The following is a 25,947-nucleotide window of genomic DNA, read 5'->3' as shown; positions in this document are numbered from 1 at the left end:
GGAAAAAGAAAGATGCGAGGCGCGGTCTAGCGCATCCAGAACCCGTTTTTGCGGATGGTGTTGCGGATCGCCTGTTCCCGGCGCGGCAGGAAATCGCGATCGAACAGGGCGCGGACCTTGTGTCCCCGGCCCTGGTAGATCATGCGTTTGAACGGGTCGTATTGTTTCAGAACCTTCTTGATCCTGTTCGGGGCGGAGACATGTTCGAGGACCTCGACCACGTGGTCACCTTCCCGTGCATAAAGCAGGGGGAGCACCCGGTAATGGCAGCTGATTTCGCCATCGAGATAGCCCTTGGGCAGGCTGTCACGACCACCACCAAAGGAGTGAATGACCAGTGGCAGCGCAATCTGGTCCAGCCAGGGCGTCATGCTTTGGCAGACCAGCTCGGGCGGGGGATCGGTGCGGATACTCTGTGCAAAATCTGCAAACCGGGTGCCGAATTCATGCGGGCAGCGGAAATAGAAGAAGCCCGCGTTGAAATACATGTAGCGGCGCCAGTACTCATCCGGCTGGGACAGGTCCAAAGTCGGCGTCATGTCCAACCCGAACCTGTCATATAGAGATTGCCAGATTTCTGTGTAACCGGGGCCATAAAGCTCGATCTGGGGCCAGGTCCCCTCGACGCGCAACGAGGCGGAGGGGCGGTCGAAATCAAATGGCACCGTCGTCAGGTCGCCGGTGATCAGGGTGTCGGTATCAAAGAACACGAAAGGTTCACCCCTAGGCAAGGCGGTCAGCAATTCGATCTTGTTGCCTTCGGGATAGGACTGGCCGAAGAGGCGGTTTTCAAACGGCAGGAAGGTGACATCGAATGTTTCCAGAAGCGCGCGCACGTCGGGGCTGGAGATGCGCGGGTCTTTTTCCCATCTGGGGCCCGGCTGGGGTTCGGCCACGAAAAGCTTGCCGGAAAACTGCGGCGACATGGCGCGCAGCGAGGCGGCAAAGAGAACGGCCTCGTATTGCAGGCGGCCGGATTGGCCGACAATCACCACGTTGAAACGGGGAGGTTTCGATGCTTTTCTTGCCATTTTTTCTGCTGCCCTGCACGATAGCTGCGAGGACTATAGATTGCCACCGGGCGCGGTAAAAGGCGGGAAACACCGCGGTTTATGGGGGCAATCGGTTTTTCACGGGAGGAATTGCAATGAAAACCATTGGTATCACGTTGCTTGCGGGTGTTTTGGGGGCATGTATTGCGTTTGCGCAGGACGCGCGCGAGGCCGAGGATCAAACCCCTACAGGCAAGTTCATGACGGCCACGGAAGTACGTCCCATTCTTCAGGCGACCAAAGGGAACTGGATCGCGGTGCGTGAATATGGCGGGCAGGACCTGGTGTATTTCACCCATCTGATTTCGTGGCGCTGTGGGCTTTACGAGGTGCATTATTCGATCAATGGCGGCCCGGTGCGGGAATTCCCGTTGCCGGATTGCCCGCCTGACATCGCTCAACCAAATGCCATACCCCAGGATGCAGAGATTTACCTGTCTTTTGGTGCGGGCGCGGTTCAGTCGGTGCGCGTGGACCTGCTCTATGACGACCTTGGCTCCGAAAGCGTGACCTTCGAGCGGGCAGCAGTTCTGATGAACTAACGACGTGCAGCGGCGTCTATTCCGGCGGCGCAATATGTGACGAGCTCGTCCAAGTGCTCGCTGATCTCGCTCGAATCCTGACCCAAGGCTCCGATCCGCCAGCGCGAAGTCAACAGCGCCAGCATCGCGGACACCGAGTAAACGAACCCGGCAGAGATCGTCTGGCGCGGGGCTTGCGGGTAGAGCGCGCAGATTTCGCTGACAAAGCGATTGGCGGTCGGGTCGAAGCAATGCGCCGTCAATGCGCGCCAACGCGGATCCGCCGACACGATGGCAACGAGCCGCGCATAGGCAAACCAATGCGCCCCACCTACTTCCGCCTTTTCCAGGTATGGGCCAAAGAAACATTCTAGAAGCGCGTTCACCGTGAGCGGGCCACGTGCCTTGCGGGCCGCAAGCGCTTCGAGCCGTGCGGTAGACAGCTCCTCGGCGCGCCGTGCCACGACGCGCCAGAAGAGCTCTTCCTTAGTGCCACCATGATGATTGACCAACGCCACCTGAACCCCGGCTTCCGAGGCGATGTCACGCAATGAAGCACCATCGAATCCGTGGGCGGCAAAGACCTGTTCGGCGGCATCCATGATACGCGCGCGGGTCTCCAAGGAGCGTTTGGACGGCGCTCTTTGTCGTTGTTTTTCCTTTGGAATTCCACTTGGCATAAAAACAGCTTGCCTTATTTTTAACAGTTGTTCAATTTAAAATGAAGGGAGTGAGGAGAAAGCCCGGTGAACACACGTGAACAATTCGCCCTGATCGGGGCGGGGCCGATGGGGTTGGCAGCGGCCAAGGTCTTGGTCGAACAAGGCATCGCCTTTCAAGGGTTCGAGCTGCATTCTGATGTGGGGGGCTTGTGGGACATCGAGGCGCCGCGGTCGACGATGTATGAAAGCGCGCATCTGATTTCGTCCAAGACAATGACCGAATTTGCGGATTTCCCGATGGCGGAAACGGTGGCCGAATACCCGTCGCATCGTGAAATGGCCGCCTATTTCCGTGCATTTGCCGATCACTTTGATTTGCGCAAACACTACCGTTTCGGGGCCGAGGTGCTGGAAACCTCGCCCCTGGGCCGGGATGGCGAAGGCTGGCGCGTACGTTGGCGCGATTCTGACGGCGCGCACGAGGCCGTGTTTGCCGGTGTCATGATTGCCAACGGTACCTTGTCCGAACCCAACATGCCCACCTTTCAGGGCGCGTTCGAGGGCGAATTGATCCATGCCTGCCAATACCGCCACCCAGAACAGTTCGCGGGCAAGCGTGTGCTTGTGGTGGGGGCGGGCAATTCGGGCTGTGACATCGCCGTGGATGCGATCCACCACGGCGCGCGGTGCGATCTGTCCATGCGGCGGGGATACTACTTTGTGCCGAAATACGTGTTCGGAAAACCGGCGGATACGATGGGCGGCGCGATCAAGTTGCCGATGTGGCTGAAGCGCAAGGTGGACGGGCTGATCCTGAAGTGGTTTGTCGGCACGCCCGAGAAATACGGATTTCCCAAGCCTGACTACAAGCTTTATGAAAGCCATCCTGTCGTGAATTCGCTGGTGCTTTATCATGCGGGCCATGGCGACCTGACAATCCGTCCCGATATCGACCGTTTCGAAGGCGACACCGTGCTTTTCAAGGATGGCACGCGGGTTGCCTATGACATGATCCTCGCAGCGACGGGCTACAAGCTGCATTACCCGTTCATCGACCAGGCCGAGTTGAACTGGCAGGGGGATGCGCCGCACCTTTATCTGAACGCAATGCACCCCGAACGCGATGACCTGTTTGTTCTGGGCATGATCGAGGCCACCGGGCTGGGCTGGCAGGGGCGGCATGAACAGGCCGAGATGGTGGCGCGCTATATCGCCGGGCTGCGGGCCGGATCAGAGGCGGCGCGTACGCTCCAATCCGAGAAAGCGAAGCAGTTCGAAAGGGCCACCGGCGGAATGGATTACCTGAAACTGCCGCGCATGGCCTACTATGTCGACAAGGCCACCTATCGCAGGGCCGTGACCAATTGGATCGACCGTCTGTCGAAAGGAGCCCACGCATGACCCCGGTAGATGACGTTGTCCTGAACTTCAGCCCCGGATCGCTGAACGTGTTGAATGCCATTCTGGCGGTGGTGATGTTCTCGATCGCTATCGACCTGACACCGGCGGATTTCAAGCGGCTGCTCAAGGCCCCGAAACCGGTGATCACGGGGCTGGTGTCCCAGTTCGTCGTGCTTCCGGCGCTCACCTTCCTGTTGGTGCTGGCGCTGCAACCGCAGCCATCAATCGCGCTCGGGCTAATCCTTGTCGCGGCCTGTCCGGGTGGGAATATCTCGAATTTCATCACCCACAGGGCAGGGGGCAACGCGGCGCTTTCGGTCAGCCTCACCGCCTTCGCCACGGTTTCCGCGATCCTGCTGACACCTTTCAATATCGCCTTCTGGGGCAGTCTATATGCTCCAACGCGCGAGATCCTGCGCCAGACCTATATCGACCCGGTGGCCGTGGCGATTACCGTGGGGCTGATGCTTGTTCTGCCGCTGATCCTTGGCGTTACCTTGAACGTGAAGCGCCCCGACCTGACACAAAAGATGCGCACACCGCTGCAATGGCTGTCGATGGGGATTTTCGTGGCTTTCGTCATCATCGCGATCGCGGCGAACTGGGCCTACTTCCTGCAATATGCGGGGCTGGTGGCCGGGCTGGTCATCTTGCACAACGCGCTTGCTCTGGGCGCGGGTAACGTCGTGGCGCGCATCGCCGGACTGTCGCAGTTTGATCGCCGCTCGATCACCATCGAGACGGGCATTCAGAACTCCGGTCTCGGGCTGGTCCTGATATTTGCCTTCTTCCACGGGCTTGGGGGCATGGCCGTCGTGGCGGCGTTCTGGGGCATCTGGCATGTCCTGTCCGGTATCGGGCTGGCTGCGCTCATGGCCCGGACGGAGGCTGCACGATGACGCGTATCCTGATCACCGGCGCGGCGGGCATGGTTGGGCGGGCCCTTCTGGACGAGCTATGCGGCAAGGGGCATGAAGTGATCGCCACCGACTTGCGCGCGCCGGATCGGCTGGACGGTGCCGTGCGCTTTTCGCCGATGGACGTAACAAGCGACGATCCGGGCCGCGTCATCACAACCGAATGCCCCGAGGTCATCGTACACCTGGCAAGTATCGTGACACCGCCCAAGGGCTCGACGCGCGATCTTGAATACGCCGTCGACGTTGACGGCACGCGCAAGGTGCTCGAGGCGGCGATTGCCGCTGGAACGCGGCGCATCGTCGTGACCTCGTCCGGCGCGGCCTATGGCTACCACGCGGACAACCCGGTGCCCTTGCACGAGGACGACCCGGTGCGCGGCAATGCAGAATTCCCCTACAGTCATCACAAGCGGCTGGTCGAAGAGATGCTGGCCGAAGCGCGCCAGTCGTTCCCTGCTCTGGAACAGGTTGTCCTAAGGGTCGGGACCGTATTGGGCCCCGGAACGGAAAACCAGATTACGGCGTTGTTTCACAAGCCCCGGCTTCTGGCACTGCAAGGCAGCGACAGCCCCTTTGTCTTCATCTGGACCCGCGATCTTGCGCGCATTCTCGATCGCGCAGCCACTGATGGACCTGCGGGGATCTTCAACGTCGCCGGGGACGGCGCGATGGCGGTGGATGATCTGGCCCGGGAGCTCAACAAACCTGTTTTGCGTCTGCCCGCCACACTTCTGAAAGGGGCCCTGTCGGTAGCCAAGCCACTTGGCTTGTCCCGGTATGGCCCGGAACAGGTGCGCTTTCTGCAATACCGCCCGGTTCTGGCCAATGACGCTCTGAAGCAGAAATTCGGTTATGTGCCTGAGAAATCGAGCCGCGAGGTGTTCGCGCTTTGGAAAGAGGCGGCAGGGCTATGAAAACAGCGGTGATTTCCGGCGGGGCCGGGGGGCTCGGGCGTGCGCTCTCTGCGGGTTTGCAGGCGCGCGGCTGGCGTTGTGTGTTACTGGACCTTGACGTTTCGAATCTTGAAAGAACGTCTACACAGGTCCCGATTGCCTGCGACCTGACCAACTCCGCACAATTGCAGGCAGCGACGCAGGAAATTCTCGACCTCACACCGGCCATCGACCTCGTGATCTACAATGCGGGCATTACCCATATCGGCCCATTTGAGGCTCTAGAGGACGCGACCTTGCGCCGGGTGTTCGAGATCAACGTCTTTGCCGCCGTCGCCATGGCGCGCGCATTTCTCAAGCCGGTACGCGCGGCGTACGGCACACATCTGGCGATCTCTTCTGTGGCCGGGTTTTCGCCGCTATATCACCGAACGGCCTATGCTGCGTCCAAACATGCGCTCGAAGGATTTTTTGCGTCGCTGCGGTCCGAGGAATCGCCCCATGGCGTGCGCACCCTGATCGCCGCGCCAAGTTTTGTCGCCACCAATATCGGTAATGCGCAGGCCGACGAGACCGGAATCGCCCGCCCCGGATCGGCAAGCGACGGGATCGACTACATGACCCCCGAAGACGCGGCTGCCGTGATTCTCAAAGGGGTTGAGCGCGGCGTACCTATGATTCCGGTGGGGCGGGTCGCACGGCTAAGTTGGTGGATCAACCGCATGAGCCCGCGTCTTTTCCAGCGCCTGATGGAACGCAATATCCGCGATGCGTGACAGCAAGCGCGCCTGTCGCCGCAACTGGAATCTGTGTCTCTGAGGAGGGGAAAGTGGTGGGCGACCTTGGAATCGAACCAAGCGTGCGTCTCCGCGAGGGAGTTACAGTCCCCTGCCACACCTTGCGGCCTGTCGCCCACTTTCCAGACCTTGCGGTCTCGGTGTGAGGGGCTGATTAAAGTGATGCGCCGGGGGCGTCAACAAGAAAATCCCTTGCGCTGACCGCTTCCTCGGAGCATTGGTAGATCCGCTTGTTTTGAGAGGGATCGGGCCATGAAAAAACCAAAGTGGGTGGTCGAAAAGGAACAGGCCAAACGCAAGGCTGCTGCCGAAACGCTCTGGCTCTTTGGCCTGCATGCGGTGCGGGACGCGCTGATGAACTCCGCGCGCGAGAAAACACGGCTTGTGGTCACGAAAAACGCCGCAGATAAGCTGGCCGATGCGATTGCCGCGTCGGGCATGACGCCGGAAATCGTCGACCCACGCAAATTTTCCGTGCCGATTGATCCTCAATCGGTGCATCAGGGCGCCGCGCTTGAGGTCAAACCGCTGAACTGGGGCCGACTGGAAGAGCGCGCCCTGGGCGACGGAACCAACCCGCCCCGGCTGATTCTGCTCGACCGCGTGACCGATCCGCACAATGTGGGCGCCATCCTGCGTTCCGCAGAGGTGTTTGGCGCCCAGGCCGTGATCGGCACACGCCACAACGCGGCACCGGAAACTGGCGCGCTTGCCAAGACAGCGAGCGGCGCGTTGGAGCGCCAGCCCTACCTGCGCGAACGCAACCTCGCAGATACGATCGTGGCGCTTCAGGGGATGGGCTACGTCGTTCTGGGGTTGGATGGCGAGGCCGACACGACCATTGAACAGGCGCTGGACGGGCGGCGCGATCATGCTGTCGCGCTGGTTCTGGGGGCCGAAGGGCCGGGGCTGCGGCAAAAAACCAAGGAAACCGTGGACCAGCTGGTCAAGATCGACTTCGCCGGCAATTTCGGTTCTCTCAATGTGTCCAATGCTGCGGCCGTGGCGCTCTACGCTTCTCTGCCGCGCTGATCAGTCTTTCTTTTTCCAGAAATACCCCCGCCGGAGGCTCCCGAAGCCGCCGCGCGCGCCTTACATAAGGCAAAAGGCATGCCAGAGAGGAAACGCCTTTGCCCCACTATTCGAAAATCGCGACCTGCTGTTATTGCGGCGCCCGCGCCGCACTGGTGTTGCGGGGCAAGACACGACATGAACTGGCCTGTGCCTCCTGCGGTGCGCCCTTGCACGACCTCAAGCAAATGCCGCGCCCGACAGGTGATCCCCAGCCGGCAAGGCCTGCTGCGGCGCCCGTGCTGCGTCGCAAGGTGAAATCGAAGAAAAACAAGTCCAAGAAACGCAGAAGCCGTCGTTCGGACTGGATCGAAGACATCTTCGATGTGATTGAGGATATCTTCGATTGAGCAGAATTTCGCCGATTTTCACCTTCTGTTCACATGTTTTTTATAGACCCTACAAAACGTGTTCAACGTACCTAGATCTATAAGGCAAACGCGGACACGGAACGTTCGTGTTTGACTTCACTGTCCCTCGTTCCGTACCTCGCGCCCAAGTTCGTCTTGGGCGCTTTTTTCTTTGCCACAAGCCGTGTAGCGTGGCGCCATGAGCTATACTGATGACTTCCTGAAAACCGTTCTGCGCCGGACCAAAGTGGTGGCCGTGGTGGGTGTGTCGATGAACCCTGTGCGCCCGAGCTATTACGTGGCGCGCTACATGGGGCTCAAAGGGTATCGCGTGATTCCGGTCAATCCGCTCCATGCAGGCGAAAAGCTGTTTGGGGAAACCGTGGTAGGGGGACTTGCCGAGATCGACGCGCCGGTCGACATGGTCGACATCTTCCGCCGGTCCGAAGCTGTTCCGCCGATAGTGGAGTCTGCGCTCGAACACCTGCCGCATCTCAAGACGATCTGGATGCAGATCGGCGTCGAGCATGCCGAGGCAGCCGCAATGGCCGAGTCGCGCGGTGTGGACGTGATCATGAACCGCTGTCCCAAGATCGAATACCAGCGGCTCTTCGGTGAACTGCGCATGGGCGGTTTTGCGACGGGCGTGATTTCGTCCAAACTCTGACCGGCTCAGTTTCGGCTGCGCGTGACGGCGTCTTCCCGTTCCGCGCGCCGCCTCTTTTCGGCAAACACCTGTTGGCGCGGAATCCAGCGATACCGCGTATCTTCCTCGACAGGCGCCCAGAACAGCTTTCCGCCATAGCGCCACGGATCAAGCACGATCCCATCTTCCATCGCCGCCCCCGGCGCCGACACAATAACGGTGCTATGTTCAACGCGCACGTTGTCGGTGTTGGCAATGGCGCGATGGAACTGCACTGACTGGAAGTTCTCCTGTCGCAGGCGTTTTTCCAGATCATCCGCCCAATGCCAGCACAACCCCCGTGGGCGCGTGCCGCGATTGACCTTGGCGTTGTGCACCAGCGGCGGGTCGGTCACATTGTATTCCCGCGCAAGCTGCTGAGAATAGCTGAAGGAAATCTGGGCCAGCCGTGTGGCTTCTTCGGGATCAATCGCCGGGCTCAACTGGCGCACCTCCTGGCTCAGACCACCGACATCCGGTTTCCAGTCCGAGGGCGCTGGCGCCCCACAGGCGCCGAGGGTCAGGGCCGTCATCACAACGGCGAACAGGCGAAGGATCATGCGCGTAACGTCATTCTGTTTCCAACCCCAGAATAACGCGCTCTGGGACAGTTGGAAGCCCGCAAGGTCAGCTTTTGCGCGACGCCTTTTCGGCAACCCCGCTCATGCCCTGACGCCGGGCCAGTTCGCCCAAAACATCCGCCAGCGCCACATCGCATGACTCGAGCATGACCAGCAGGTGATAGAGCACATCCGCTGCCTCATAAGTCAGCTTGTCCCGGTCATTCTTGACCGCTTCGATCACGGCCTCGATGGCTTCCTCACCGAACTTCTCGGCGCATTTCTCAGGTCCCTTGGCCAATAACTTGGCCGTCCAGCTCGACTCCGGATCGGCCTTTGCCCGATCTGCGATGGTCGCGGCAAGATCTTCTAGAATGCTCATATCAGCCTCATCGGAATACCTGCGTCGGCCATGTGCTGCTTGGCTTCCTGGATGGTGTATTCGCCAAAGTGGAAGATCGAGGCCGCAAGCACGGCGCTTGCGCCGCCCTTGGTCACGCCTTCGACCAGATGATCAAGTGTCCCGACGCCGCCCGAGGCAATCACCGGCACGTCCACCGCGTCCGAAATCGCCTTGGTCAGGGGCAGGTTGAACCCGGCCTTGGTGCCGTCGCGATCCATCGAGGTCAAAAGAATCTCTCCCGCGCCCTTGGCCACGACCAGCTTGGCAAATTCCACGGCGTCGATCCCGGTGGGTTTGCGCCCGCCATGGGTGAAGATCTCCCATTTCCCGGGGCTGACCGTCTTGGCGTCGATGGCAACCACGATGCACTGGCTCCCGAACTGGGCCGCGGCTTCGGCCACGACTTCCGGGTTGGCAACCGCCGCCGAGTTGAACGACACCTTGTCCGCCCCGGCCAGCAAAAGCCGCCGCACATCCTGAACCGTGCGCACGCCGCCGCCCACGGTGAGCGGCACGAAACATTGCTCGGCACAGCGTTGCACCATGTCGATCATCACGCCACGGTTGTCGTGGGTGGCGTGAATGTCGAGGAAACAGATCTCGTCGGCCCCGGCCGCGTCATAGGCGCGGGCCGCTTCCACCGGATCGCCCGCATCACGCAGGCCAACAAAGTTCACGCCCTTGACCACACGGCCATCGGCGACATCGAGACAGGGGATAATGCGGGTTTTCAACATGGCTCTCTCTTAGACCGGACCGCGCAGCAATAAAAGAGACAACGCGCCTCACGCGGGGGCTCGTCTTGACGCCCGATAGGGCACGCTGATACCCCTCGACCCATCTTGCGGCCCGGATCGGGCCAGCCCCAAGCGAAAGCCCCGAAGACATGCGCTGGATCGTTGCCCTTCGCCGGATCAGTTACGCCCGCAAATACCGCCGCCGTCATCCCAGCGCGCCGGTGCCGTCAGAGGTGTTATATTACCTGCATATCGGCAAAACCGGAGGCACGTTCTTCAAGAAAACCACCAAGGATTCCGGTAGCTTCACCCATGAACCGATGTTGCTGATCCCCCTGGGTCACAACCTGCTGCATTCCCATTTGCCCAAGGGCAGCCGTTTTATTCTCGGAACACGCGATCCTGCCACGCGCTTTGTCAGCGGTTTCCTGAGCCGCCGCCGCCGTGGCGTTTCGGGACGTAACCGCCAAAGCCGCGCCGAACAGGTGGCTTTTTCACGGTTTGAGAGCCCTAACGCCCTTGCCGAAGCGCTGAGCGCCCAAGACCCGGCCACCTGCAGGGCCGCCGAAAAGGCCATGCGTGACATCCGTCACGTGAACGAACCGCATGTGCACTGGTTCCCGGATCGGGATCGACTGGCCGAGGACATTGCCGCGGGACGTGTCTATCGCGTCCGCCAAGAGGCACTGATCCCCGACATGCGCGCCGTGTTCCGCGCAACCGGGTTCGAAGTGGCGCCTGACAAGCTCGAAGACCGTCCGCGCGCCCATGTGGCCCCGGACGGGGACGACAAACACCTCAGCCCCGAGGCCGAGGCCAATCTGCGGCAATACTACGCCGCAGATTATGCTTTTCTGGAATGGCTTGACGCACAGGGGCTGCCCGGCGCCAGCGCCTGATCTCAGCCCTGAAAGAGTGCCAGCGCCTCTTTGAGGTCAATCGCCCCATCATAAAGCGCGCGCCCCGAAATCGCGCCATTGAGCGGCGCGCCGCAGGATTTCAGCGCCTTCAGGTCATCAAGCGATGAAACACCGCCCGAGGCAATCACGGGGATCGACACCGCGTTGGCCAAGGCGGCTGTCGCCTCGACATTCGGCCCCTGCATCGCGCCATCACGGTTGATGTCGGTGTAGATAATCGCGGCGACGCCCGCATCTTCGAACGACTTGGCGAGATCTGTGACCATGACGTCGGTCTCTTCGGCCCAGCCCTTGGTGGCCACCTTGCCGTTGCGCGCGTCAATACCAACCGCAACCTTGCCCGGAAATGCCTTTGCCGCTTCGCGCACGAGATCGGGGTTTTCAACCGCCACTGTGCCAAGGATAACCCGCGCCAGCCCCTTGTCGATCCAGCGTTCGATGGTGGCCATATCGCGAATACCACCACCCAGCTGCGCCGGTACCTTGGTCTGTTTCAGGATCTCTTCCACGGGTGCCGCATTCACCGGCTCCCCGGCAAAAGCGCCGTTGAGGTCCACCAGATGCAACCACTCACAGCCCGCGTTCACGAACTCCAGCGCCTGTGCGGCAGGGTTCTCGTTGAACACGGTTTCCTTTTCCATGTCCCCGTGGACAAGACGCACGGCATTGCCGTCTTTGAGGTCGATGGCGGGGTAGAGGATCATGGGCACACCTGTCTGACTGTCGTTTCGCGCGCGGTGTGGCATGGGTTTGCCGGAAATGCAATGTGACCCCAAGTCAGGGTTGATCGGAATCGGGCGCTGGATCAGTCTCTTTTGCAAAGAGGGAGGACCAGACATGAAAAAGACACTTCTGGCCGCAGCCGCGGCAGTGGTTTGTGCAACAGCGGCCATGGCAGACCCGGTTGCGGGCACATGGAAAACCGCGCCGGGCGACACCGGGGGCTATCTGCACGTGACCATTTCGCCCTGTGGCGCGGCCATTTGCGGGACCATCAAGGAAGCCTACGACAAAAACGGCAAGGTCTCTGCCGGGTACGAGCATAAGGGCAAGAAGATGCTCTGGGACATGAAGGCAGACGGCGGCGGCGCTTATAGCGGCGGCAAGATCTGGGCGCCGGATAGCGACAAGACCTACAAGTCCAAGATGAAGCTCTCGGGCGCCAAGCTGAACGTCAAGGGCTGCGTGGCTGGCGGCATGATCTGTCGTGGCCAGGATTGGACCCGGATCAACTGATCTCACAATCTATTGCAAAAAAGGGGGCGCGTCGACCGACACGCCCCCTTTTTTGCTGGATTACACAGCGCCCGTGTATTCGCCACGCGCCGGGTAGTTGTTGGCAATCGCGAAATCCAGTGCGCTGACCAGTTCCGAAAAATGCGGACGCACGAAAGGCATGGTCTGAACCGAGCCATAATAAAGCGACATGTCCGGGCTCACCATGAACAACCCCGGCTCCGAGAACAAAGCGGGCTCTTCAATTCCGATCGACGTTTTTCCGCGTGAAGTCGAGATATAAAGCCCCCAATCACGCGCGACGGACAGCGGCAGATCATATCCAAACCGCAGGTCCTTGGCGTCAATCTTCTCGGCCATGTCACGGGTGCGCTCTTCGCCATCCGAACTAACCGCGATGCAGGTCACGCCGCGTTCGGCAAAGTCGCCCCCGCGCTTTTCCAGCTCCTTGAGATAATTGGCGCAAATCGGACAATGCAAACCGCGATAGAAACAGATGACCGTTCCCCGCGCGCTGTTTTCGCTGGCAAGGTCAAACTTTGTCCCGTCCAATGTGGAAAGGGTCAGGTTCGGTGTTTTCTGACGGGGAATCAGCATCTGAGCTCCATTTGCGAAAAGACTTGATCTCAACTATTACAGGAATTATCGTCGGGAAAATCCGAAATATCCGACAAGAATGCCGAAAGCCATGGATCGATTGACTACTCTCGTGGAGCGGTTCCGCCTCTCTGTGCGCCCGTCCGCACCGCCCATGGCCAACCTGGTTGCGCTTGCGGATACGCAGATGGTCCCGTTACAGGTATTGTTCTTTGCCCATGGTTCCTGCGAAAGCGTGCCCGACTCGTCGGTGCTGTTCGCGCTCGAGGTGGAGTGGGCCGGGGCTCAGAACCCTCTGTTGGCGGCCTTGCCGGATTGCGTTGCGTTTGATCTTGCAGACAACACGGACACACGCGCGCTTGTGGCCTTGATGCATGCCGAGGTTCAGTCAAACCGATGTGGCGCGCAATCGGTGGTGAACCGGTTGGGGGAGGTGTTGATGGTGCGCCTCCTGCGCGATCAGATCGAACGCGGCGCCACTGGCACCGGTCTGTTGGCCGGGCTCGCCGACCCGCGTCTCAGCCGTGCGATCGTGGCAATTCACGATCATCCCGGCCGGGTCTGGAGCAATGAGGATCTCGCGCAAACGGCTGGCCTGTCGCTGTCACGCTTTATTGAACTCTTCCGGGACAGGGTTGGCGAAACCCCGATAGGATACCTGCGCCGCTGGCGGCTCATTCTGGCGCGGCAGGATGTTGCGCACGGAGATCGTATCGACATGGTCGCCCGCCGCTATGCCTATGGCTCGCCTGACAGTTTCACGCGTGCCTTTCGCAAAGCATACGGGATACCCCCAACAGCGCTGCGCAGGTCCTGATCCTTCTTTTTCCAAAAATACCCCGGGGTGAACGCTGAAAACCAAGGGTTTTCAGCGTGAGGGGCTGGCCCCTCCTGCCGTCAGGGCGTCCAGCGCAGGAAATTCCCGATCATGCGCAGGCCAACCGCCTGGCTTTTCTCGGGATGGAATTGCATCCCCAGCATCGTGTCGCGCCCGATAATCGCGGTGACATCGCCGCCATAATCCACATGCGCAATCCGCTCCTCAGGATGGGCGACATGGAACTGGTAAGAGTGAACGAAATAGGTGTGATCCCCGCTGGCAATCCCCCCCAACACCGGATGGGGCCGTTCGATCACCAGATCGTTCCAACCCATATGCGGCACCTTGAGCGTCCGGTCCTTCGGGGTGATCTTTTCCACGTCGCCAGCCACCCAGCCCAAGCCGGATGTCTCTTCGTATTCATGCCCGGTGGTGGCCATCAATTGCATGCCGACGCAGATCCCGAGGAAGGGGCGCCCTTTGTCTTCGACGGCTTCGACCATCGCGTCGTAGATACCCTTATGTCCGCGCAGTTCCGCCGCGCAGGCGGGAAAGGCACCGTCGCCGGGCAGAACCAGCCGGTCGGCTCGCGCCACGGTTTCGGCATCCGAAGTGACGACAACTTTGCCGCCGTCAACCTCTTTGGCCATGCGTTGAAAGGCTTTCTCGGCGGAATGCAGGTTGCCGGATTCATAGTCGATAATGACGGTCAGCATGGGCGTTACAACGCGCCTTTCGTCGAAGGGATCGTGTCGGCCTTGCGCGGATCGGTCTCGACCGCTTCGCGCAAGGCACGCGCAACCGCCTTGAAGGCGGCTTCGGCAATATGGTGACTGTTGAACCCGTGCAGTTGGTCCACATGCAGCGTGATACCGCCATGTGTGCTAAAGGCCTGAAAGAACTCACGCACCAGTTCGGTGTCAAAGCTCCCGATTTTCTGGGTCGGCATGTCGACGTTCCAGATCAGGTAGGGGCGTCCCGAAAGATCGAGCGCGGCGCGCACCTGTGCATCGTCCATCGGCAGGTGGCAGGATGCGTAGCGGCGGATGCCTTTCTTGTCGCCAAGCGCCTGCGTCAACGCCTGACCCAGCGTGATGCCGGTATCCTCGACCGTATGGTGGTCGTCGATGTGATAATCGCCCTTGGCGCGAATCGTCATGTCGATCAGCGAATGGCGCGACAGCTGGTCCAGCATGTGATCGAAAAAGCCGACCCCGGTCTGGTTGTCATAGATGCCGGTGCCATCGAGGTTGATTTCGACGGTGATCTCGGTTTCCGCGGTACCCCGCGTGATGGTCGCCTTGCGCATTGGGCTGATCCTCTGCCTGATTGCGCCGTCCTTATAGGCGCGGGTTGGGGCGGGGCCAAGATGCCTGTTTCGGGATTGTGGTCCGGGTGGCTTTTGTGCCAGCCTTGCGGAAAATCTCACGAGGCTCATCATGTCCACCTGTGTCTTCATCCAGATCCGCTGCAAACCCGGTTCGACCTACCGGGTCGCCGAAGAGATCGCGCTCAAGGAAATCCACTCCGAGCTGCATTCCACGAGTGGAGAATACGATCTTTTGATGAAGCTCTATATCCCCAAGGATGCGGATGTCGGCAAGTTCATCAATGATCACCTGCTGGATATTCCCGAGATCGAACGTTCGCTGACCACATTGACCTTCAAGGCATTCTGAAGCGTGATTTCGAGGAGCGCGCCAAAGGCGCGCGCAGGGGATCTCGGCTGACGCCTCGGGGTGGGGCGCTGCCCCGTCGCGCGGGGCGCGACTCCCCGGAGTATTGTCAACAAAATGAAGAGGATAGTTGCCCGTCGATCCAGGTCGCGGTGATGGCGCGGTCGTCTCCCATCATGATCGTTGGAAACAGCGCTTCCCAGAGCGAATTGGCGCGTTTGCTGCGTTGGGCGATATCCGGGGTCGAGGCAAGGTCGAGCACGACGAGATCGGCTTCCATGCCCGGGGTGAGATTGCCGATCCGGTCTTCCATGTGCAGCGCGCGCGCTGATCCGGCGGTTGCCAGCCAGATCAGCTGGGCCGCATGCAGTGGATTGTGGCGCAGTTGCGCGACTTCGTAGGTGGCGGCCATGGTGCGCAGAATAGAAAAGCTTGATCCGCCGCCGGTGTCACTGGCCAGCCCGACGCGCTGTCCTTCAGCCATCAGCCCTCCCATGTCGAACAGCCCCGACCCGATGAACTTGTTCGATGTGGGGCAGTGGATCAGCCCAGCGCCTACCTCTCTCAGCCGGGCGCGTTCGCGCGGTTCGAGGTGGATGGCATGCCCGTAAAGGCCCTTTTCCCCGAGGAGCCCGAAACGCTCGTAGGTATCGAGGTAATCGCGCGCTTCCGGGAACAGGCCGCGGACCCACTCGATTTCGTCGGTCTGCTCGCTCAGGTGGGTTTGCATGAGACAATCGGGATGCTCGGCCCAGAGCTGACCGAGCGCGTCTAGCTGGTCCGGGGTGGAGGTGGGCGAAAACCGCGGCGTGATGGCATAGGAGAGCCGCGCGACCCCGTGCCATTTCTCAAGCAGGGCTTTGCTTTCGTCATAGGCCGATTGGGGCGTGTCGCGCAGGCCATCGGGTGCGTTTCGGTCCATGCAGGTTTTGCCGGCAATCACCCGCTGGCCGCGCGACCGGGCCGCCGTGAAGAAGGCGTCCACCGATTCAGGGTGGATGGTGCAATAGCTGGCCATTGTGGTCACGCCATGGCGTGCGGTGAGATCGAGATAGGTCTCGGCAATCTCGCTTGCATAGGCGGCATCGCCAAATCGCATTTCTTCGGGAAACGTGTAGGTGTTGAGCCAGTCGATCAACCGCTTGCCCCAGGACGCGATGATGCCGGTCTGGGGGTAATGCACGTGGGCATCAACGAATCCAGCGAGGATCAGGCCGTCGCCGTAATCTTCGACCGCGGCCGAAGGGTGAGCCGCGCGCAGACGGTCTGCGGTGTCGACGGCAGCGATTTTCCCATCCCGCAACAACACGGCGCCCTTGCTTTCGTGACGCGCCGCAGCTTCGGGCGGAACAGCGAACGGGTTGTCGTCAAAGCCGAGTGTCTGTCCCAGAAGAAGAATATCCGGCATGGCTGTGATCCTGTCCTTTCTTTGGGCGCGAGGCTTCAGCCTAGCCCGCCTTTTTTGGCCTGTAAATTGTCGCATCCCATTGAGTTCCCGCAACGCTTTCCCCTATGGTCCGACCAGCAGGCAACAGGAGGGCGCATCATGAGTGAGACTGTCGATCAGACCGCCCCGGAGACCGAGGCCGACGACGAATATTACGAGCTGGACCAGCGCACGGTGGCTGCCGCGCTCTATGCCGTCGAGGTCGGGGATCGCCAGCGCCTGATCGACCTGCTCGAACCCTTGCACGCCGCCGATATCGCGGACATTCTTGAACAGATCAATCCGTTCGACCGGCGCCGACTTGTCCTGCTTTACGATCGTGAATTCGACGGGGAAATTCTGTCGGAACTGGATGAAAGCATCCGCGAGGACATTATCGCAGTCCTCAAGCCGGATGTGCTCGCCGAAGCCGTGCGCGAGATGGAATCCGACGATATCGTCGACCTGGTCGAGGATCTGGACGAACCGCAGCAGGAAGCCATCCTTGATCAGCTCGAGGACGCAGACCGCGTCGCGGTTGAACAAGCGCTGTCCTACCCGGAATATTCTGCCGGGCGTCTCATGCAGCGCGAAACCGTGTTTGCGCCAGAGCATTGGACGGTCGGGGAGGCGATTGATTACCTGAGAAACTCGGACGAGCTGCCGGAACAGTTCTATCACGTGATTCTCGTCGATCCGAAAATGCGCCCGATCGGCAATGTGACACTTGGCAAGATCATGTCGTCGCGCCGGGATACGGCGCTGATGGACATCACCGAGGACATGTTCCAGGTCATCCCGGTGACACAGCCTGAATCCGAGGTGGCCTATGCCTTCAACCAGTATCACCTCATCTCGGCGCCTGTCGTGGATGAGGATGACAGGCTTGTCGGTGTAATCACCATTGATGATGCGATGATCGTTCTGGATGAAGAGCATGAGGAAGACATCCTGCGCCTGGCCGGGGTCAGCGATGATGCCAGCCTGTCCGACCGGATCATGGACACGGTCAAGGGGCGCGCGACGTGGCTGTTCGTGAACCTGCTCACCGCGATTCTGGCGTCTCTGGTGATTGACCTCTTTTCGGAAACGATTGACCAGATGGTCGCGTTGGCCGTGTTGATGCCGATCGTTGCGTCCATGGGAGGCAATGCCGGGACACAGACCATGACCGTGGCCGTGCGCGCCCTTGCGACCAAGGACCTGACGGCGCAGAACGCCATGCGTGTCGTGCGCCGCGAGGTTTCGGTCGGGGCCATCAATGGCCTGTTGTTCGGTTTCATCATGGCGCTGGTTGCCGGGTTCTGGTTTGGGGTGCCGATGCTCGCCGTGGTGATCGCCGTGGCCATGTTGCTGACACAGGTGGCCGCGGCGTTGGGCGGTATCGTGATCCCGATGCTGTTGGATCGGGCCGGGATCGACCCGGCGCTCGCCTCGGGGCCATTCGTCACCACGGTCACGGATGTGGTTGGGTTCTTTGCCTTTCTCGGGCTGGCAGCCTCGGTTTTGTTGTAGGAGCAGCGCATGGAACTGAGCGAAATCAAATCGGCGGCGCGCAAGGCTGCGTTTGCGCGTCGCAAGGCAGCGTTTGACGGGGCCGGACCGGGGCAGGCGGCGCATCTGTCCGAGGTCCTTGCCGGGTTTCGCGGGGTGCCGCTCTCGGGCTTCCTGCCGATTCGGACCGAGATCAACCCGGTCCCGGCCATGGCCGAGGCCGCGGCCCACGGGCCGGTTGGCGTGCCGGTGATCCAAGGGGCGGGGCTGCCGCTGGAGTTTTCCCGCTGGGAACCGGATATGGCGCTGCGCGAGGGTCCGTTCGGGGCGAAGGTGCCGATGGTGGACGATTACTTTGACCCGGAAATTCTTATCGTGCCGCTGGTGGCCTTTGACAAAAACGGTGGCCGGCTTGGCTATGGCGGCGGGTTCTATGATCGCACACTCGAGCGTTTGCGCGCGCGCCGCGCGACACTGGCGATCGGTTTTGCCTTCGATGCACAACAGGCTGATGCGCTGCCGCTTGAGGAGACGGATCAGCCGCTCGACATGATCGTGACCGAGAGCCGCATTCTCGATCTCACCTGAAAAAGCCGCCTTGCGGCGGCTGCCTGCGGCGCGAGTATTTCTGGCAAGATGAAGAGAGGGCCGCCTGTTTGCTGAAAAATTGCATTCTGCAACGGGAACCCTTGTTCAAACGCGGGAAGCGGGATAGGGCATTTTCCCCATGAAGATATTGTTCTTAGGCGATGTTATGGGCCGGGCGGGCCGGGCAGCGGTGCAAGAGCGCCTGCCAAGGTTGCGCGAAGACTGGAAACTCGATTTTGTCGTGGTGAATGGCGAGAACGCCAGCAATGGGATGGGGCTGTCCGGCGCCCATGCCAAAGTGTTGCTCGAGGCGGGGGCAGATTGCATCACGCTGGGCGATCATGCCTTTGACCAGAAGGACATGCTGCAGTTCATTCAGTCCGAACCGCGCATACTGCGCCCGTTGAACTTTGCCCGTGGCGAAGTGCCGGGGCGCGGCTATCGGGTGTTCGAGGCGCGCGGCGGGCGCAAGGTGCTTGTGACGCAAGCGCTTGGGCAGGTGTTCATGAAACAGCCCTATGGCGATCCGTTCTCTGCCGTGGATCAGGTATTACGGGCACATCCTCGTGGGGGCATGGTGCAGGCGGCGATTGTCGACATGCATTGCGAGGCGACATCCGAGAAGATGGGTATGGGCCATTTCTGCGACGGGCGTGTTTCGCTTGTTGTGGGCACACATACCCATGTGCCCACCGCCGATACCCAGATCCTGACGGGCGGTACCGGTTTTCAGGCCGATGCGGGCATGTGCGGCGACTACAACTCGGTGATCGGCATGGAGAAATCCGAACCCATGCGCCGGTTCATCACCGGCATGCCCAAGGCGCGTTTTTCGCCTGCATTGGGCGAGGCGACCCTGTCTGGGGTCTATGTCGAGACCGACGACCGCACCGGCCAGACCACACGTATCGAAATGGTGCGACAAGGTGGACGTCTGGCCCAGGCCGGACCCGCCTGAGATGTCCCCGATCCGCGGGATGGGGGCCTTGTTGGCAATGGGTGCGGGTTGGGGTCTGACCCAGCCTCTCACCAAGGTCGCCGTCTCCGAAGGCTATCTGCCATTGGGACTTATTTTCTGGCAGCTGGTGATCGGTGCGCTTGGCATGGGGATTTTTCGACTGGCCACGGGAAAACCCATAGCCCTGCCACGGCGGCATTGGGCGTTTTTCCTGATGATTGCGCTGCTGGGCACTGTGATCCCGAACAGCTTTTCCTACCGTGCTGCAGCCTATCTTCCTGCTGGTGTCATGTCGGTGGTGATCTCGCTGGTGCCAATCTTCGCCTTTCCGATCGCGCTGATGCTTGGCATCGACCGGTTCGGCTGGCTTCGGCTATTCGGGCTGCTGGCGGGGCTGGGAGGGGTGATCATCCTTGCCGGGCCGGACACGCTCCCGGACGCATCCATGGTGTGGTGGCTGCCGGTCGCCATGGTGGCGCCGCTTTGCTACGGGCTTGAAGGCAATATCGTTTCCAAGTGGGGCATGCATGGGCTGGGGCCGGGACATGTGCTTTTTGGTGCGTCCGTGATGGGCGCGCTGGTGGCCTTGCCGCTGGCCATTGGTTCGGGACAGTTCATTGATCCGCGCACCGATTGGAACGCACCCGAGTTTGCTTTGGTTGGGTTGGCGCTGATCCATATCGTGGTCTACACCGCCTATGTGTGGCTGGTGAACCGGGCCGGATCGGTGTTTGCGGCGCAGGTGTCCTATGTCGTCACCGGAACGGGCGTGCTTTGGGCCATGCTGCTCTTGGGCGAGCGCTATTCAATGTGGGTCTGGGCTGCGCTTGCGCTTATTGTCGCGGGAATGTTCCTTGTGCAGCCGCGTACACAGGACAGGGTTGCCACATGATCACGGCTGAGTGATTGTAACGCCAGAAAACGACCGGATGCATTATGGAACTTTTTGATTTTTCGCAGACGACGCAAGCATTTCTTGCCCTTGGAGTTGTCGTTTGCATGTTTGCTCTTTTCATGCGCGAAGCATATCCGGCCGAGGTGGTTGCCATTACCGGAGCTGCCGTCATGCTGGTGTTGGGGCTCTTGAGCTACGAAGAAGCGCTCCACGTGCTTTCCAACCCGGCACCATGGACCATTGCCGCCATGTTCATTGTTATGGGGGCGTTGGTTAGAACTGGGGCACTCGACTGGTTCACGCAACTGGCCGAGTCCCAGGCCGAACGCAATCCTGCCCTGGCGATTGGTGCCCTCATGGTTTTTGTCATGGTGGCCTCTGCCTTCATGAACAACACGCCGGTTGTCGTGGTGATGATCCCTGTATTCGTGCAGTTGGCCCGAAAATTGAACATGTCGGCCAGCAAGTTCCTGATTCCGCTCAGCTATGCCGCGATCCTTGGGGGGTGTCTTACGCTGATCGGCACGTCGACAAACCTTCTGGTGGATGGTGTAGCACGGTCACGGGGGATGGAGCCGTTTACGATTTTCGAAGTGACCCCGCTGGCGATCGTTTTGGCCATTTGGGGCGGGCTCTACCTGCGGTTTGTCGCGCCGCGCCTGCTGCCGGCCCGCGACAGCATGGCGGACATGCTTTCATCGGACAAAGCCTCCAAGAAGTTCTTTACCGAGGCGGTGGTCCCGCCCGAGTCCAACCTGATCGGGCGCGAGGTTCTGGACGTGCAGCTTTTCAAGCGTGACGGCGTGCGGTTGGTGGATGTGATCCGTGGGGATGCCTCGCTGCGGCGCAACCTCAAGGATGTGGTTCTTCAGGTTGGCGACCGGGTCGTGCTGCGCACAAAGATGACCGAACTCCTGAGCCTGCAGCGCAACAAGAGCCTGAAACGGGTCGATCAGGTATCGGCAGTGGAAACCACCACCGTCGAGGCGCTGATCACGCCAAATTGCAAGATGGTCGGGCGCAAACTTGGTGATCTGCGCCTGCGGCGTCGGTTCGGGGTGTATCCCATCGCGGCTCACCGTCGGGACAGGAATATCGGGCGCCAACTGGACGATCTGGTGGTTCAACCGGGCGATACGCTGCTTCTTGAAGGGGCGCCCGAAGATATTCAGCGCTTGGCCAAGGAAATGAACCTGCTTGACGTGTCCAAGCCGACCGACCGGGCCTATCGGCGCAGCCATGCGCCGCTGGCAATCGCGGCCCTTGCCGGGATCGTGATCCTTGCGGCCTTTGGTGTGGCGCCGATCCTTCTCTTGGCGGTTCTGGCCATGGCGATGGTCTTCCTGACCCACTGTATCGACAGCGACGAAGCTTTTGGCTTTGTCGATGGCCGCCTGCTTGCGTTGATCTTCGCCATGCTGGCCGTGGCCACAGCGCTCGAAACATCGGGCGCCATCGAGATGATCGTGCATGCGATCTCTCCTTATATTCAGGGGTTGCCTCCGTTCCTGATCGTCTGGTCCATCTACCTGCTGACGTCGCTGCTCTCAGAAACCATCAACCATGCCGTCGCGGTGGTGTTGACCCCGGTCGCGATCGGGATCGCAACCTCTCTTGGTGTTGATCCGCGCCCCCTTGTTGTGGCCGTCATGATCGCCGCCAGCGCAACCTTTGCCACCCCGATCAGCTATCAGACCAACATGATGGTCTATGGCCCCGGTGGCTATCGCTTCACCGACTTCATGCGCGTCGGCATTCCGCTGAACCTGTCGGTCGGGGTGCTGGCTTCGGCGCTGATTCCGTTCTTCTGGCCGCTATGATATTCGGGACGTTTGCCTGAACGCGGCGTCCTCGGCTAAGCTGTTCGTGCAACAGTCAAACGGAGGCGGAAATGCCGTTCGCGCGGGTTTTGGCGGCCATTCAAGGCTATTTCTCCGCCACCCCGGAGGGGCTGAGCGATCGCGAGTTGCGTCTGCACGTGATGGCGCGCGGCGGCTATCCACTGGCCCTGATCACGCATGTTGCATTCGTCTTCGTGTTCTATGAAATCGGCCACGTGCCACTCGTCTGGTTCAATATCGCCAGCGTCGTTATCTGGGGATGGGCCGTCTGGATCAGCTCGTTCAGGAATTGCTTCAGCTATCTCTCCTATGTGCTTTGTGTGCTTGTGGAAATTCCACTGCATGGGGTCGTTGCCACACTCTATTTTGGCGTTGAACCGGCGTTTTTCCTCTACATCGTGAATACGGTTGTGACGGGTATGATCATGCCCTTCATTTCACGTTTGCTTCGTATCCTTATGGCCGGATTCTACGTCTTCATCATGGCGGCGTCGGGTGTCTGGGTTCTGATCAACGGAGCCCTTACGCCGCTTGATCCAACCCTCAATCTTGTCTTTTTTGCCGTCAACGCGGTGTGCCTCACATTGGTCATGGGCATGTGCATGGGGCTTTACGAATGGGCGGCAACCACGGCTGAGCAGGGTCTTCTTGACAGCCGGCGGCGCACGGAACTGGCCAATCAATCGCTGGAAAATGTATCCCGGCAACTGGCCAAGTACATTTCTCCACAGCTGTATCAGGCGATTTTGAGGGGGGATCAGGAGGTGCGTGTCGAAAGCAAACGCAAGAAGTTGACGGTGTTTTTCTCCGACATCGTGGGTTTCACGGAAACCACCGATCAATTGCAATCCGAGGAACTCACGGCACTTTTGAACGAATACCTGACGGAAATGAGCCGCATTGCGCAGGAACACGGTGCAAATCTCGACAAGTTCATCGGTGATGCCATTGTGCTCTACTTTGGTGATCCTGACACATTGGGAGTCAAGCAGGATGCTCTTCAGGCTGTGCGCATGGCCATCGCCATGCAGCGCCGTATGTACGAGTTACGTCAGCGCTGGCTTGATCAGGGGCTCGAGCGCCCATTTGAAATGCGCATCGGCATCAATACCGGGTATTGCACGGTTGGCAATTTCGGGTCCGAGGACAGGATGGACTACACGATTATCGGCGGCGAGGTGAACCTTGCCGCACGGCTGGAAAGCGCCGCAGAGTCGGGAGGCATTCTTCTGGCGCACGAAACCTGGTCCCTTGTGCGAGACACGGTGCTGGCCGAACCTGTGGGAGAGATTTCGGTCAAGGGGTTTGCCAAACCGGTCAGGACCTACCGCGTGGCGGGTCTTTATGACGGTCTGGCAGAAAACGGGCAAATCATCCATCATAGGGATGATGCAATCTCGCTGACGATCAACCGTGCACTTCTGAAAGACGGAAAGCGACAGGAGATCGTCGCGCTTCTGAGATCCGCGTTGAAGGATCTCGGCGCCGGTAAAGGGCAAGCGGAGGGAGATTAGGTTCGAGCCGACGGTTTTGCGCGCAGTCCAAGGGCTTCCGAAATGCCGCGTGACCCGGCATTTTCTGCACTGCAGTACCGACGCGGTACCGACGTAATGCCGACGCAATACCGAAGGCACTTTTGCCTTGATATCAGAGTATTGAAGTTAGATCTTCACGTGATGTGCGCCGCCCCTTGATGAGGGCGGCGCGCTGCATTTACTTTTTCTTCTTCGGCGGCATCAGGTCGGTGATTGTGCCTTCGAACATCTCTGCGGCGAAGTTCACCGTTTCGCTGAGCGTGGGGTGCGGGTGGATCGTGTGGCCTAGGTCCACCGCGTCCGATCCCATCTCGATGGCCAAAGCCACCTCGGCGATCAGGTCGCCCGCGTTGGGGCCGACAATGCCTGCACCGATGACGCGCTCATGCTCGTCAAACAGCACCTTGGTGATGCCTTCCGAACGGCCCAGCGATAGGGAGCGGCCCGAGGCGGCCCAAGGGAACGATCCCTTGCCCAGCTTAATGCCCTCGGCCTTGGCTTGGGTCTCGGTCACACCAACCCACGCGACCTCGGGGTCGGTATAGGCGACGGATGGGATCACGCGCGCATCAAAATAGCGCTTGTGACCGGCGCAGACTTCTGCCGCAACCTTGCCCTCGTGCACAGCCTTGTGGGCCAGCATCGGCTGGCCTACGACGTCGCCGATGGCAAAAATGTGAGGCACGCCAGTGCGTTGCTGGTTGTCGACCGCGACAAAGCCCCGCTCGTCCACGGCCACACCCGCCGCCGCTGCGTTGATCTTGGCGCCATTCGGGCGACGGCCCACGGCAACGAGCAGTTTGTCGAACGTGTCGACTTTTTCGCCGTCCGGACCTTCCATCGTGACCTTGAGACCAGCGTCCGTCGCCTCGACACCCGTGACCTTGGTCTTGGTCAGGATCGCTTCGTAGCGGCCCTTGATCCGGTTGTGCAGGGGCTTGACGATGTCCTTGTCGGCACCCGGAATGATCTGGTCCATGAACTCGACAATGGTCACGTTCGCCCCCAGCGCGTCATAGACACAAGCCATTTCAAGGCCGATAATCCCACCGCCTAGAACCAGAAGGCGTTCGGGGACGTCCTTGAGCTCCAGCGCGCCGGTCGAGTCGATCACGCGCTCATCATCATGCGGAATGAAGGGCAGGGTGACAGGTTCGGACCCGGCAGCAATGATGCACTGGTCAAAGCTGACCGTGCTTTTAGCGCCATCATTGTCGACCTCGATCATGTTGGGACCGGTGAAGCTGCCATAGCCGTTCACGATCTGCACTTTGCGCGCCTTGGCCAGCCCGGCAAGACCGCCGGTCAACTGGTTGATAACGCTTTCTTTCCAGCCGCGCAGAGCGTCAATGTCGACCTCTGGTTTGGCAAAGGTGATGCCGTGATGCGCCATGTCTTCGGCCTCGGTCATGACCTTGGCGGCATGCAGCAGCGCCTTGGACGGGATACAGCCAACGTTAAGGCACACCCCGCCAAGCGAGGCGTCCTTTTCAATCAGCACAACCTTCTTGCCAAGATCGGCGGCGCGGAACGCAGCCGTGTAGCCGCCGGGGCCGGAGCCCAGTACAACCACCTCGGCATGCACGTCACCCGCACCTGTTGCGGTGCCGGTCGCGGCAACGGCCTGCGGGGCTGCGGGGGCGGCAGGGGCCTCGGCTTTCGGGGCCTCTGCCGCCGCTGCGCCTTCAAAGATCATGATGACGCTGCCTTCCGAGACAGTGTCACCTTCGGCCACCTTGATCTCTTTCACCACACCAGCGGCGGGCGAGGGCACTTCCATCGTGGCCTTGTCGCTTTCCAGCTCGATCAGCGGGTCTTCGGCGGCGACGGTGTCGCCAACCGAGACAAGGATGCTGACTACGGGAACATCGGAAAAATCACCGATATCAGGGACTTGAATTTCCATGTT

The 25,947-nt window shown here is 60.3% G+C and carries 29 protein-coding genes and 1 tRNA gene; 18 read left to right on the top strand and 12 right to left on the bottom strand.

Annotation, left to right across the window (positions count from 1 at the left end; translation table 11 throughout):
• Nucleotides 1–26: 26 nt before the first annotated feature.
• On the bottom strand, nucleotides 27–1,031 hold the full coding sequence (locus ACS3QZ_RS06570) for a GT-B fold glycosyltransferase domain-containing protein (RefSeq protein WP_456037111.1): 1,005 nt from the start codon (nucleotides 1,029–1,031) through the stop codon (nucleotides 27–29).
• Nucleotides 1,032–1,147: 116 nt separating this feature from the next.
• Here ACS3QZ_RS06570 and ACS3QZ_RS06565 point away from each other — a divergent pair, with 116 nt between their 5' ends.
• A complete protein-coding gene (locus tag ACS3QZ_RS06565) occupies nucleotides 1,148–1,594 on the top strand; it encodes a hypothetical protein (RefSeq protein ID WP_456037110.1) in 447 nt (148 codons plus the stop codon).
• Here the strand turns inward: ACS3QZ_RS06565 and ACS3QZ_RS06560 are convergent.
• Nucleotides 1,591–2,175: a TetR/AcrR family transcriptional regulator gene (locus ACS3QZ_RS06560; protein ID WP_456037109.1), complete on the bottom strand. Its 585-nt coding sequence runs from the start codon at nucleotides 2,173–2,175 to the stop codon at nucleotides 1,591–1,593. The two genes, ACS3QZ_RS06565 and ACS3QZ_RS06560, sit on opposite strands and share 4 nt — an antisense overlap.
• A 144-nt stretch (nucleotides 2,176–2,319) precedes the next feature.
• Here ACS3QZ_RS06560 and ACS3QZ_RS06555 point away from each other — a divergent pair, with 144 nt between their 5' ends.
• The 4 genes from ACS3QZ_RS06555 to ACS3QZ_RS06540 are packed head-to-tail and all read left to right on the top strand — an operon-like array spanning nucleotide 2,320 to nucleotide 6,225.
• Nucleotides 2,320–3,636, top strand: coding sequence for a flavin-containing monooxygenase (locus ACS3QZ_RS06555; protein WP_456037108.1), 1,317 nt, complete (start codon nucleotides 2,320–2,322; stop codon nucleotides 3,634–3,636).
• Nucleotides 3,633–4,535: a bile acid:sodium symporter family protein gene (locus ACS3QZ_RS06550; RefSeq protein WP_456037107.1), complete on the top strand. Its 903-nt coding sequence runs from the start codon at nucleotides 3,633–3,635 to the stop codon at nucleotides 4,533–4,535. The genes ACS3QZ_RS06555 and ACS3QZ_RS06550 overlap by 4 nt, the downstream gene beginning before the upstream one ends.
• The gene (locus tag ACS3QZ_RS06545; protein ID WP_456037106.1) at nucleotides 4,532–5,470 is read left to right on the top strand and encodes an SDR family oxidoreductase; all 939 of its coding nucleotides are present in this window, start codon (nucleotides 4,532–4,534) and stop codon (nucleotides 5,468–5,470) included. Before ACS3QZ_RS06550 ends, ACS3QZ_RS06545 begins: the two co-directional genes overlap by 4 nt.
• Nucleotides 5,467–6,225, top strand: a complete 759-nt coding sequence (locus tag ACS3QZ_RS06540; RefSeq protein WP_456037105.1) for an SDR family NAD(P)-dependent oxidoreductase — start codon at nucleotides 5,467–5,469, stop codon at nucleotides 6,223–6,225. The genes ACS3QZ_RS06545 and ACS3QZ_RS06540 overlap by 4 nt, the downstream gene beginning before the upstream one ends.
• 54 nt (nucleotides 6,226–6,279) lie before the next feature.
• Here the strand turns inward: ACS3QZ_RS06540 and ACS3QZ_RS06535 are convergent.
• Nucleotides 6,280–6,363, bottom strand: a tRNA-Tyr gene (locus tag ACS3QZ_RS06535).
• A 135-nt stretch (nucleotides 6,364–6,498) separates the two neighbouring features.
• On the opposite strand from ACS3QZ_RS06535, the gene rlmB reads away from it, so the two are divergent.
• The 3 genes from rlmB to ACS3QZ_RS06520 all read left to right on the top strand — a co-directional run bounded on the left by rlmB (nucleotide 6,499) and on the right by ACS3QZ_RS06520 (nucleotide 8,334).
• A complete protein-coding gene (gene rlmB / locus ACS3QZ_RS06530) occupies nucleotides 6,499–7,278 on the top strand; it encodes a 23S rRNA (guanosine(2251)-2'-O)-methyltransferase RlmB (RefSeq protein ID WP_456037104.1) in 780 nt (259 codons plus the stop codon).
• A gap of 98 nt (nucleotides 7,279–7,376) precedes the next feature.
• Nucleotides 7,377–7,667 carry a hypothetical protein gene (locus tag ACS3QZ_RS06525; RefSeq protein ID WP_456037103.1) on the top strand — a complete coding sequence of 97 codons (291 nt, stop codon included), beginning with the start codon at nucleotides 7,377–7,379 and terminating at the stop codon, nucleotides 7,665–7,667.
• A 199-nt stretch (nucleotides 7,668–7,866) separates the two neighbouring features.
• Entirely contained in the window at nucleotides 7,867–8,334 is a 468-nt protein-coding gene (locus tag ACS3QZ_RS06520) for a CoA-binding protein (RefSeq protein WP_456037102.1), read from the top strand.
• A gap of 5 nt (nucleotides 8,335–8,339) precedes the next feature.
• Here ACS3QZ_RS06520 and ACS3QZ_RS06515 read toward each other — a convergent pair whose 3' ends face one another.
• The 3 genes from ACS3QZ_RS06515 to hisF form a co-directional block, all read right to left on the bottom strand.
• Entirely contained in the window at nucleotides 8,340–8,912 is a 573-nt protein-coding gene (locus ACS3QZ_RS06515; protein ID WP_456037101.1) for a hypothetical protein, read from the bottom strand.
• Nucleotides 8,913–8,979: 67 nt separating this feature from the next.
• On the bottom strand, nucleotides 8,980–9,294 hold the full coding sequence (locus ACS3QZ_RS06510) for a phosphoribosyl-ATP diphosphatase (protein ID WP_456037100.1): 315 nt from the start codon (nucleotides 9,292–9,294) through the stop codon (nucleotides 8,980–8,982).
• Entirely contained in the window at nucleotides 9,291–10,052 is a 762-nt protein-coding gene (gene hisF / locus ACS3QZ_RS06505; RefSeq protein ID WP_456037099.1) for an imidazole glycerol phosphate synthase subunit HisF, read from the bottom strand. Before hisF ends, ACS3QZ_RS06510 begins: the two co-directional genes overlap by 4 nt.
• A 149-nt stretch (nucleotides 10,053–10,201) precedes the next feature.
• Here hisF and ACS3QZ_RS06500 point away from each other — a divergent pair, with 149 nt between their 5' ends.
• Complete coding sequence (locus ACS3QZ_RS06500) at nucleotides 10,202–10,951, top strand: hypothetical protein (protein WP_456037098.1); 750 nt, start codon at nucleotides 10,202–10,204, stop codon at nucleotides 10,949–10,951.
• Nucleotides 10,952–10,953: 2 nt separating this feature from the next.
• On the opposite strand, the gene hisA is transcribed toward ACS3QZ_RS06500, so the two are convergent.
• Nucleotides 10,954–11,676 carry a 1-(5-phosphoribosyl)-5-[(5-phosphoribosylamino)methylideneamino]imidazole-4-carboxamide isomerase gene (gene hisA / locus ACS3QZ_RS06495; RefSeq protein ID WP_456037097.1) on the bottom strand — a complete coding sequence of 241 codons (723 nt, stop codon included), beginning with the start codon at nucleotides 11,674–11,676 and terminating at the stop codon, nucleotides 10,954–10,956.
• Nucleotides 11,677–11,809: 133 nt separating this feature from the next.
• On the opposite strand from hisA, the gene ACS3QZ_RS06490 reads away from it, so the two are divergent.
• A complete protein-coding gene (locus tag ACS3QZ_RS06490) occupies nucleotides 11,810–12,208 on the top strand; it encodes a DUF2147 domain-containing protein (RefSeq protein WP_456037096.1) in 399 nt (132 codons plus the stop codon).
• A gap of 60 nt (nucleotides 12,209–12,268) precedes the next feature.
• Here ACS3QZ_RS06490 and ACS3QZ_RS06485 read toward each other — a convergent pair whose 3' ends face one another.
• Nucleotides 12,269–12,805, bottom strand: coding sequence for a peroxiredoxin-like family protein (locus tag ACS3QZ_RS06485; RefSeq protein WP_456037095.1), 537 nt, complete (start codon nucleotides 12,803–12,805; stop codon nucleotides 12,269–12,271).
• Nucleotides 12,806–12,896: 91 nt separating this feature from the next.
• On the opposite strand from ACS3QZ_RS06485, the gene ACS3QZ_RS06480 reads away from it, so the two are divergent.
• Entirely contained in the window at nucleotides 12,897–13,622 is a 726-nt protein-coding gene (locus ACS3QZ_RS06480) for a helix-turn-helix transcriptional regulator (protein WP_456037094.1), read from the top strand.
• Nucleotides 13,623–13,702: 80 nt separating this feature from the next.
• Here ACS3QZ_RS06480 and hisH read toward each other — a convergent pair whose 3' ends face one another.
• A complete protein-coding gene (gene hisH / locus ACS3QZ_RS06475) occupies nucleotides 13,703–14,341 on the bottom strand; it encodes an imidazole glycerol phosphate synthase subunit HisH (RefSeq protein WP_456037093.1) in 639 nt (212 codons plus the stop codon).
• Nucleotides 14,342–14,346: 5 nt separating this feature from the next.
• A complete protein-coding gene (hisB, locus tag ACS3QZ_RS06470; RefSeq protein ID WP_093094813.1) occupies nucleotides 14,347–14,934 on the bottom strand; it encodes an imidazoleglycerol-phosphate dehydratase HisB in 588 nt (195 codons plus the stop codon).
• Nucleotides 14,935–15,064: 130 nt separating this feature from the next.
• Here hisB and ACS3QZ_RS06465 point away from each other — a divergent pair, with 130 nt between their 5' ends.
• Nucleotides 15,065–15,304 carry an Lrp/AsnC ligand binding domain-containing protein gene (locus ACS3QZ_RS06465; protein WP_093094812.1) on the top strand — a complete coding sequence of 80 codons (240 nt, stop codon included), beginning with the start codon at nucleotides 15,065–15,067 and terminating at the stop codon, nucleotides 15,302–15,304.
• A gap of 106 nt (nucleotides 15,305–15,410) precedes the next feature.
• Here the strand turns inward: ACS3QZ_RS06465 and guaD are convergent, their stop codons facing one another.
• Nucleotides 15,411–16,709 carry a guanine deaminase gene (guaD, locus tag ACS3QZ_RS06460; RefSeq protein ID WP_456037092.1) on the bottom strand — a complete coding sequence of 433 codons (1,299 nt, stop codon included), beginning with the start codon at nucleotides 16,707–16,709 and terminating at the stop codon, nucleotides 15,411–15,413.
• A 138-nt stretch (nucleotides 16,710–16,847) separates the two neighbouring features.
• Between guaD and mgtE the strand changes: the two genes are divergently transcribed.
• The 6 genes from mgtE (at nucleotide 16,848) to ACS3QZ_RS06430 (ending at nucleotide 24,017) form a co-directional block, all read left to right on the top strand.
• On the top strand, nucleotides 16,848–18,242 hold the full coding sequence (gene mgtE, locus ACS3QZ_RS06455) for a magnesium transporter (protein WP_456037091.1): 1,395 nt from the start codon (nucleotides 16,848–16,850) through the stop codon (nucleotides 18,240–18,242).
• A gap of 9 nt (nucleotides 18,243–18,251) precedes the next feature.
• Entirely contained in the window at nucleotides 18,252–18,809 is a 558-nt protein-coding gene (locus ACS3QZ_RS06450) for a 5-formyltetrahydrofolate cyclo-ligase (RefSeq protein WP_456037090.1), read from the top strand.
• A 139-nt stretch (nucleotides 18,810–18,948) separates the two neighbouring features.
• Entirely contained in the window at nucleotides 18,949–19,767 is an 819-nt protein-coding gene (locus ACS3QZ_RS06445) for a TIGR00282 family metallophosphoesterase (protein ID WP_456037089.1), read from the top strand.
• A 1-nt stretch (nucleotide 19,768) separates the two neighbouring features.
• A complete protein-coding gene (locus ACS3QZ_RS06440; protein ID WP_456037088.1) occupies nucleotides 19,769–20,659 on the top strand; it encodes a DMT family transporter in 891 nt (296 codons plus the stop codon).
• A 44-nt stretch (nucleotides 20,660–20,703) separates the two neighbouring features.
• Nucleotides 20,704–22,482, top strand: coding sequence for an SLC13 family permease (locus ACS3QZ_RS06435; protein ID WP_456037087.1), 1,779 nt, complete (start codon nucleotides 20,704–20,706; stop codon nucleotides 22,480–22,482).
• 71 nt (nucleotides 22,483–22,553) lie between these two features.
• Entirely contained in the window at nucleotides 22,554–24,017 is a 1,464-nt protein-coding gene (locus tag ACS3QZ_RS06430; protein ID WP_456037086.1) for an adenylate/guanylate cyclase domain-containing protein, read from the top strand.
• Nucleotides 24,018–24,216: 199 nt separating this feature from the next.
• On the opposite strand, the gene lpdA is transcribed toward ACS3QZ_RS06430, so the two are convergent.
• Nucleotides 24,217–25,944 carry a dihydrolipoyl dehydrogenase gene (gene lpdA, locus ACS3QZ_RS06425; RefSeq protein WP_456037085.1) on the bottom strand — a complete coding sequence of 576 codons (1,728 nt, stop codon included), beginning with the start codon at nucleotides 25,942–25,944 and terminating at the stop codon, nucleotides 24,217–24,219.
• Nucleotides 25,945–25,947: the final 3 nt, after the last annotated feature.

It is taken from the genome of Shimia sp. W99 (assembly GCF_053851455.3).
The sequence above is the reverse complement of the archived record's forward strand: the minus strand, read 5'-3'. Positions and strand labels throughout refer to the sequence as shown.

Excerpts from the sequence above, each read along its gene's own strand:
- ACS3QZ_RS06570 (WP_456037111.1), bottom strand. The coding sequence starts at position 1,031 with ATGGCAAGAAAAGCATCGAAACCTCCCCGTTTCAACGTGGTGATTGTC.
- ACS3QZ_RS06565 (WP_456037110.1), top strand. The coding sequence starts at position 1,148 with ATGAAAACCATTGGTATCACGTTGCTTGCGGGTGTTTTGGGGGCATGT.
- ACS3QZ_RS06560 (WP_456037109.1), bottom strand. The coding sequence starts at position 2,175 with ATGGATGCCGCCGAACAGGTCTTTGCCGCCCACGGATTCGATGGTGCT.
- ACS3QZ_RS06550 (WP_456037107.1), top strand. The coding sequence starts at position 3,633 with ATGACCCCGGTAGATGACGTTGTCCTGAACTTCAGCCCCGGATCGCTG.
- ACS3QZ_RS06545 (WP_456037106.1), top strand. The coding sequence starts at position 4,532 with ATGACGCGTATCCTGATCACCGGCGCGGCGGGCATGGTTGGGCGGGCC.
- ACS3QZ_RS06540 (WP_456037105.1), top strand. The coding sequence starts at position 5,467 with ATGAAAACAGCGGTGATTTCCGGCGGGGCCGGGGGGCTCGGGCGTGCG.
- rlmB (WP_456037104.1), top strand. The coding sequence starts at position 6,499 with ATGAAAAAACCAAAGTGGGTGGTCGAAAAGGAACAGGCCAAACGCAAG.
- ACS3QZ_RS06520 (WP_456037102.1), top strand. The coding sequence starts at position 7,867 with ATGAGCTATACTGATGACTTCCTGAAAACCGTTCTGCGCCGGACCAAA.
- ACS3QZ_RS06515 (WP_456037101.1), bottom strand. The coding sequence starts at position 8,912 with ATGATCCTTCGCCTGTTCGCCGTTGTGATGACGGCCCTGACCCTCGGC.
- ACS3QZ_RS06510 (WP_456037100.1), bottom strand. The coding sequence starts at position 9,294 with ATGAGCATTCTAGAAGATCTTGCCGCGACCATCGCAGATCGGGCAAAG.
- hisF (WP_456037099.1), bottom strand. The coding sequence starts at position 10,052 with ATGTTGAAAACCCGCATTATCCCCTGTCTCGATGTCGCCGATGGCCGT.
- ACS3QZ_RS06500 (WP_456037098.1), top strand. The coding sequence starts at position 10,202 with ATGCGCTGGATCGTTGCCCTTCGCCGGATCAGTTACGCCCGCAAATAC.
- hisA (WP_456037097.1), bottom strand. The coding sequence starts at position 11,676 with ATGATCCTCTACCCCGCCATCGACCTCAAAGACGGCAATGCCGTGCGT.
- ACS3QZ_RS06490 (WP_456037096.1), top strand. The coding sequence starts at position 11,810 with ATGAAAAAGACACTTCTGGCCGCAGCCGCGGCAGTGGTTTGTGCAACA.
- ACS3QZ_RS06485 (WP_456037095.1), bottom strand. The coding sequence starts at position 12,805 with ATGCTGATTCCCCGTCAGAAAACACCGAACCTGACCCTTTCCACATTG.
- ACS3QZ_RS06480 (WP_456037094.1), top strand. The coding sequence starts at position 12,897 with ATGGATCGATTGACTACTCTCGTGGAGCGGTTCCGCCTCTCTGTGCGC.
- hisH (WP_456037093.1), bottom strand. The coding sequence starts at position 14,341 with ATGCTGACCGTCATTATCGACTATGAATCCGGCAACCTGCATTCCGCC.
- hisB (WP_093094813.1), bottom strand. The coding sequence starts at position 14,934 with ATGCGCAAGGCGACCATCACGCGGGGTACCGCGGAAACCGAGATCACC.
- ACS3QZ_RS06465 (WP_093094812.1), top strand. The coding sequence starts at position 15,065 with ATGTCCACCTGTGTCTTCATCCAGATCCGCTGCAAACCCGGTTCGACC.
- guaD (WP_456037092.1), bottom strand. The coding sequence starts at position 16,709 with ATGCCGGATATTCTTCTTCTGGGACAGACACTCGGCTTTGACGACAAC.
- mgtE (WP_456037091.1), top strand. The coding sequence starts at position 16,848 with ATGAGTGAGACTGTCGATCAGACCGCCCCGGAGACCGAGGCCGACGAC.
- ACS3QZ_RS06450 (WP_456037090.1), top strand. The coding sequence starts at position 18,252 with ATGGAACTGAGCGAAATCAAATCGGCGGCGCGCAAGGCTGCGTTTGCG.
- ACS3QZ_RS06445 (WP_456037089.1), top strand. The coding sequence starts at position 18,949 with ATGAAGATATTGTTCTTAGGCGATGTTATGGGCCGGGCGGGCCGGGCA.
- ACS3QZ_RS06440 (WP_456037088.1), top strand. The coding sequence starts at position 19,769 with ATGTCCCCGATCCGCGGGATGGGGGCCTTGTTGGCAATGGGTGCGGGT.
- ACS3QZ_RS06435 (WP_456037087.1), top strand. The coding sequence starts at position 20,704 with ATGGAACTTTTTGATTTTTCGCAGACGACGCAAGCATTTCTTGCCCTT.
- ACS3QZ_RS06430 (WP_456037086.1), top strand. The coding sequence starts at position 22,554 with ATGCCGTTCGCGCGGGTTTTGGCGGCCATTCAAGGCTATTTCTCCGCC.
- lpdA (WP_456037085.1), bottom strand. The coding sequence starts at position 25,944 with ATGGAAATTCAAGTCCCTGATATCGGTGATTTTTCCGATGTTCCCGTA.